Origin of the sequence: Desulfurobacterium sp. (genome assembly GCF_027028515.1) — a bacterium.
In the GTDB taxonomy this organism is placed as follows: Bacteria; Aquificota; Aquificia; order Desulfurobacteriales; family Desulfurobacteriaceae; genus Desulfurobacterium_A.
The window spans coordinates 1-4,454 of record NZ_JALVIW010000048.1 but is presented as its reverse complement, the minus strand read 5'-3'; the positions used below and the strand labels follow the sequence as shown (position 1 = coordinate 4,454).

Genomic DNA, 4,454 nt, shown 5'->3' with positions numbered 1-4,454 from the left:
TTGGTATTCCTGTAATCGGTGTGGTTATAAATCTGTCAACTTTATCCCTGAAGTCTTCCTCTTCCTCTGCTATGTAGTCTGTCTCAATTACAGTTCTTGCAATGCGGGAAGCCATTAAGAATCGTTTTTTTGGTATTGCCGATGATATTTCTTCTCCCGTGCGTTCATAAAATTCCTTTTTTATCTTTTGAAGAGATTTTGATAAAGAGTTGTATATTCTTGAGTTTTCTGCCATTTCAGTGATTTCTGGGTCACCTTCAAGAAGTTTTATAGCAAACCAGCGCGTATTTTTTTTGAACCGCTCATCTTCTTTTATTATCATAGAAACTTCCAATATGGCTGCTTCTAAAAGGTCAGAATATGTTGGCCTAAAAACTTCTTTACTGATTCCGTTCAGTCCTACTTCAATTATTTTTTCAGAAAGTTCTGAAAATCCTGTGTTTCTATAGGCACTTACGGATACAACCGGCAGGTTGAATATTGCGGATAGTTTTTCGAAATTTATGGAGAACCTCTTTATGTCATCAATTTTGTTAAGTGCGAGTATTGGTTTAACGCCCATCTCAAGAAGTTCAAGGGTGAGATATAGGTTTCTGCCAAGGAGGGTGGCATCTATAACATTTACTACGACATCGTACTTTCCATTAAGCAGGAAGTTTCTTGTTACACGTTCTTCAATCGTGTAGGAAGTGAGGCTGTAAATTCCCGGTAAATCTATCAGTTTTATTTCAAATCCCCTAAAAGAATATTTCCCCTCTTTCCTTTCAACAGTTACACCGGGCCAGTTTCCAACCTTGGCTTTTGTTCCCGCGAGCATGTTCATTATTGCTGTTTTACCAACGTTTGGGTTTCCAACGAGAGCGGCAATGAGTTCTTTTTTCACCGGCTACCTCACAACTATTCTTCGTGCCATTCCCCTTCCGAGGGCAAAACGGCTCTTTTCCACTTCCACAATAATAGGTCCTGGAGCATTTTTTACAACTCGTACGTTGCTGCCGGGAAATATGCCCACTGCGGCTAAACGCCTTTTGAAACAGGGTCCGCCTTTTATCTCTTTTATCTCAACGGTTTGTCCCTCTTCTATATCAAGAAGCGTTCTCATTTTTCTACCCTCAACCTTTAATTGTTAGAATATATTAACTTTTTCTCTGAAAGTCAAGGAAAATCATATTTAGCACCTTCTGTCATCCGTTCGTTGTTTTAAAAAACCACATAAATTATAAGATGTTTTAACTTCTATAAGTAGGGTATAATTTCACCATGAAATGGACAGTTATGACACTTGTTAAAAGAGCTTCTGAAATTCTGTCTGAGAGAGGAATTCCGTCACCTCGCCTTGATGCAGAACTTCTTATGTGTTGTTTATTGGGATGGGATAATAGGGTTAAAATTTATACTGCCTACGATAGACCCCTTTCGGCGGAAGAGGTGGAGGCTTACCGTCAGCTTATAAAGCGGCGGGTTAAAGGTGAACCGGTTGCCTATATCACTGGAGAAAAAGAGTTTTTTGGATTTAGGTTTAAAGTGACACCTGCCGTTTTGATTCCCCGTCCAGAAACGGAGCTTTTAGTTGAAAAGAGTGTTGAACTGCTTAAATCAATGTCGAAAGAAACGCTTAAAATTGTTGATGTCGGAACGGGAAGTGGCTGCATAATCATCTCAATTGCAAAGCTGCTTAAAAAAGATGCGGAGTTTTTTGCTACGGATATTTACAGAAAAGCTCTTGATGTTGCTGTTGAAAATGCAGAATTACACGGTTGCAAGGTTAAGTTTTTAAAGGAGGATTTGCTGGAAGGAGTAGAAGGGAAATTTTCTGCAGTTGTCTCTAATCCACCCTACATAGCTTATTCTGATAGGCGGGTTGAGAGCAGCGTTAAAATGTTTGAACCGTCAGTTGCCCTCTACGCAGGTAAAAAGGGAACAGAAGTTATAGAACGTCTTGCTTTTCAGTCGTTTGACAAACTTGAACCGGAAGGATTTTTGGCGGTTGAATTTGGGGAAGGGCAGTCAGAAAAGGTTAGAGATATATTTGAAAGAGCAGGTTTTAGCACTATTAAGATTTTTAAAGATCTTTCAGGGAAAGATAGGATTATCGTAGGTTTTAAAAAGGAGTGAAAAATGTATAAATTTGTTATAAAAGGTGGAAAACCGTTAAAGGGGAAGGTTAGGGTTTCAGGTTCAAAAAATGCAAGTCTTCCCATTATTTTTGCTGCTATTTTAACAGAAGATGCTGTTATTTCGAACGTTCCTGACTTAAGAGATACCAGAACAGCTATTTCACTGCTGACAGATATGGGATTTGAAGCAGAGTTTGAAGGAAATAGGTTGAAGGTTGCTAAGGGAACTAACATAAAGACGGAAGCAGACTATGAGCTTGTTAGAACTATGAGGGCTTCCGTCCTTACACTTGGTCCTCTTCTTGCAAGGTTTGGAAAGGCAAGGGTTTCTCTGCCAGGTGGTTGTGCAATAGGTGCCAGGCCGGTTGACCTTCATCTTAAAGCCCTTTCAAAGCTTGGAGCTGATATAAGGATAGAACACGGTTACATAAATGCTGTTGCACCGGGTGGACTTAAAGGTGCTGAAGTTGTTTTTGACTTTCCCACTGTTGGGGGTACGGAAAATCTTTTGATGGCAGCAGTTTTAGCCAAGGGAAAGACCGTGATAAGGAATGCTGCAAAGGAACCTGAAATTGTTGACCTTGCTTGTGCTTTGAGAAAAGCAGGTGCGGTTATAGAGGGAGAGGGAACCGACACGATAGAAGTTGAAGGTGTTGAATCTATAGGGACTATAGACTATACGGTTATGCCTGATAGGATTGAAGCAGGAACATTTGTTGCCTGCGTTGCGGCTGCCGGTGGTGAACTTGTAATAGAAGAGTTCCCTTATGATGTTTTAGGAGCTGTGATTGATAAATTTAAGGATGCAGGTGTCACTATTGAAAAGGTTGATGAGATGACCGTTTTTGTTAAAAGCAATGGCAGGCTGGTTGGAACTGACATCACTACGGAGGTTTATCCGGGATTTCCAACTGACATGCAGGCTCAGTTTATGGCTGCCATGTGCCTTGCAGACGGTGTTTCTATCATAAAAGAGACTATATTTGAAAATAGATTTCAGCACATTCTTGAGCTTCAGCGACTTGGAGCAGATATAAAAATAGAGGGAAATGCCGCTGTTGTTAGGGGAGTGGAGAAACTTATAGGTGCAAAGGTTATGGCTACTGATCTCAGGGCAAGTGCTTCCCTTGTGGTTGCCGGACTTGCTGCCGAAAATACGACAGAAATTTACAGGATATACCACCTTGAGAGAGGCTATGAGAATCTTGAAAAGAAGTTGTCAGCACTTGGTGCTGATATAGAGAGAGTAAAAAGTGATAGACCTTATTGAGGTACTGAATGCTATTTTTTCACAGGAATGAGATTACAGGTGGTGATATTTATCTTATTGCTTTTACTCTTTCTCTGCTTGCCTTTATTCAGCTTATTAAGGTTTTAGTTCAAAAACGTATAGAAAACAGGTTTTTGAAAGCGCTTGTTGAAAGTTTAAGCGGCATTCTCTTTTTTGTTGCGGGATTTTCGCTGTCAAAAGTAGTTTCCAGCCACATTTTAAAGTTAATATTTGAAGATTTTTCAATCCTGATAGGTTCTGTTTACCTCACCAGAGCTGTTTTTATAGCTGAACAAGCCTCCTCCTTTCCCAGAATAATGACGTTTTTCTTCCTGGTCTGTGCATTTTTGACTTCAACTTTGAGCCATTTAAACATTTTGAGGCTTGATGAGAATGTTCTTTATTTTATAAAGAAGTTTTTTGTTGTTCTTTCCTTTCTACCGCTGATAGGGACGCTATCTTCCCTCTTAAAAGGGACGCTTCGTAGCATAGCCTTTACGGCCCTTCTTGTTTTTTATATTACCGTTTCAGCCCTTTGGCTTTCAGGATTTATCGCTTTTGATATGAAGGCTTTGATAGGTATAGGCCTGGTTGCAATTGTTAGTCTTTTTTACAGCTTTCTGGAAACGAGGGGTATGGAGTATGCTTTTACTTACTTTGAAAAACATTTTTTCAGGAAAAGAGATGCTCTTATTTTGATTAAAAATCTTAGACTGTTTGTCACTCTGCTTTTTATTGTTGTTTTGAAAGCCATTCTTGAATACTCGCGCAATAAAAACCATCAGGATGTGGCGCAAAAGATAGGTGAATTTTTACAGCGAGTCGAGGGGGCTAGCAAGCATGAATTGCAAGTATTGAAAGATGCATCCAAATAGCTTACATTTTTGAAAAAGTGGTGTATATTTATGCAAGCGCTAAAGCGCGTTTTTTAAATAGCGATTTCGGTGCCCAATAAATCATATAGGCATTAATTTATAATAAATTTATTTATGGCAACAATAAATCAATTAGTAAGAAAAGGCAGGAAGAAAGTGCAAAAAAAGACTAAAACCCAAGCTCTTAGGAGG

At 39.4% G+C, this 4,454-nt stretch carries 5 protein-coding genes; 3 read left to right on the top strand and 2 right to left on the bottom strand.

Translation table 11 applies throughout. From position 1 onward, the window contains the following. Together MV676_RS04295 and MV676_RS04290 are read right to left on the bottom strand one after the other, a co-directional pair. Nucleotides 1-883: FeoB small GTPase domain-containing protein (locus tag MV676_RS04295; RefSeq protein WP_297445538.1), on the bottom strand; the 883-nt coding region annotated here is incomplete at its 3' end. Nucleotides 884-886: 3 nt separating this feature from the next. Then, nucleotides 887-1,102: a FeoA family protein gene (locus MV676_RS04290; protein ID WP_022846923.1), complete on the bottom strand. Its 216-nt coding sequence runs from the start codon at nt 1,100-1,102 to the stop codon at nt 887-889. A 158-nt stretch (nt 1,103-1,260) separates the two neighbouring features. Between MV676_RS04290 and prmC the strand changes: the two genes are divergently transcribed. Genes prmC through MV676_RS04275 form a run of 3 tightly spaced genes read left to right on the top strand, consistent with a single transcriptional unit; the run spans nt 1,261 to nt 4,262 of the window. Beyond that, the gene (gene prmC / locus MV676_RS04285; protein WP_297445537.1) at nt 1,261-2,115 is read left to right on the top strand and encodes a peptide chain release factor N(5)-glutamine methyltransferase; all 855 of its coding nucleotides are present in this window, start codon (nt 1,261-1,263) and stop codon (nt 2,113-2,115) included. Between the two features lie 3 nt (nt 2,116-2,118). Beyond that, nucleotides 2,119-3,387 (top strand): UDP-N-acetylglucosamine 1-carboxyvinyltransferase, encoded by a 1,269-nt coding sequence (gene murA, locus MV676_RS04280; protein ID WP_297445536.1) that lies wholly within the window; start codon nt 2,119-2,121, stop codon nt 3,385-3,387. An 8-nt stretch (nt 3,388-3,395) separates the two neighbouring features. Continuing rightward, nucleotides 3,396-4,262: a hypothetical protein gene (locus tag MV676_RS04275; protein WP_297445535.1), complete on the top strand. Its 867-nt coding sequence runs from the start codon at nt 3,396-3,398 to the stop codon at nt 4,260-4,262. Nucleotides 4,263-4,454: the final 192 nt, after the last annotated feature.

Excerpts from the sequence above, each read along its gene's own strand:
- murA (WP_297445536.1), top strand. The coding sequence starts at position 2,119 with ATGTATAAATTTGTTATAAAAGGTGGAAAACCGTTAAAGGGGAAGGTT.
- MV676_RS04275 (WP_297445535.1), top strand. The coding sequence starts at position 3,396 with ATGCTATTTTTTCACAGGAATGAGATTACAGGTGGTGATATTTATCTT.
- prmC (WP_297445537.1), top strand. The coding sequence starts at position 1,261 with ATGAAATGGACAGTTATGACACTTGTTAAAAGAGCTTCTGAAATTCTG.
- MV676_RS04290 (WP_022846923.1), bottom strand. The coding sequence starts at position 1,102 with ATGAGAACGCTTCTTGATATAGAAGAGGGACAAACCGTTGAGATAAAA.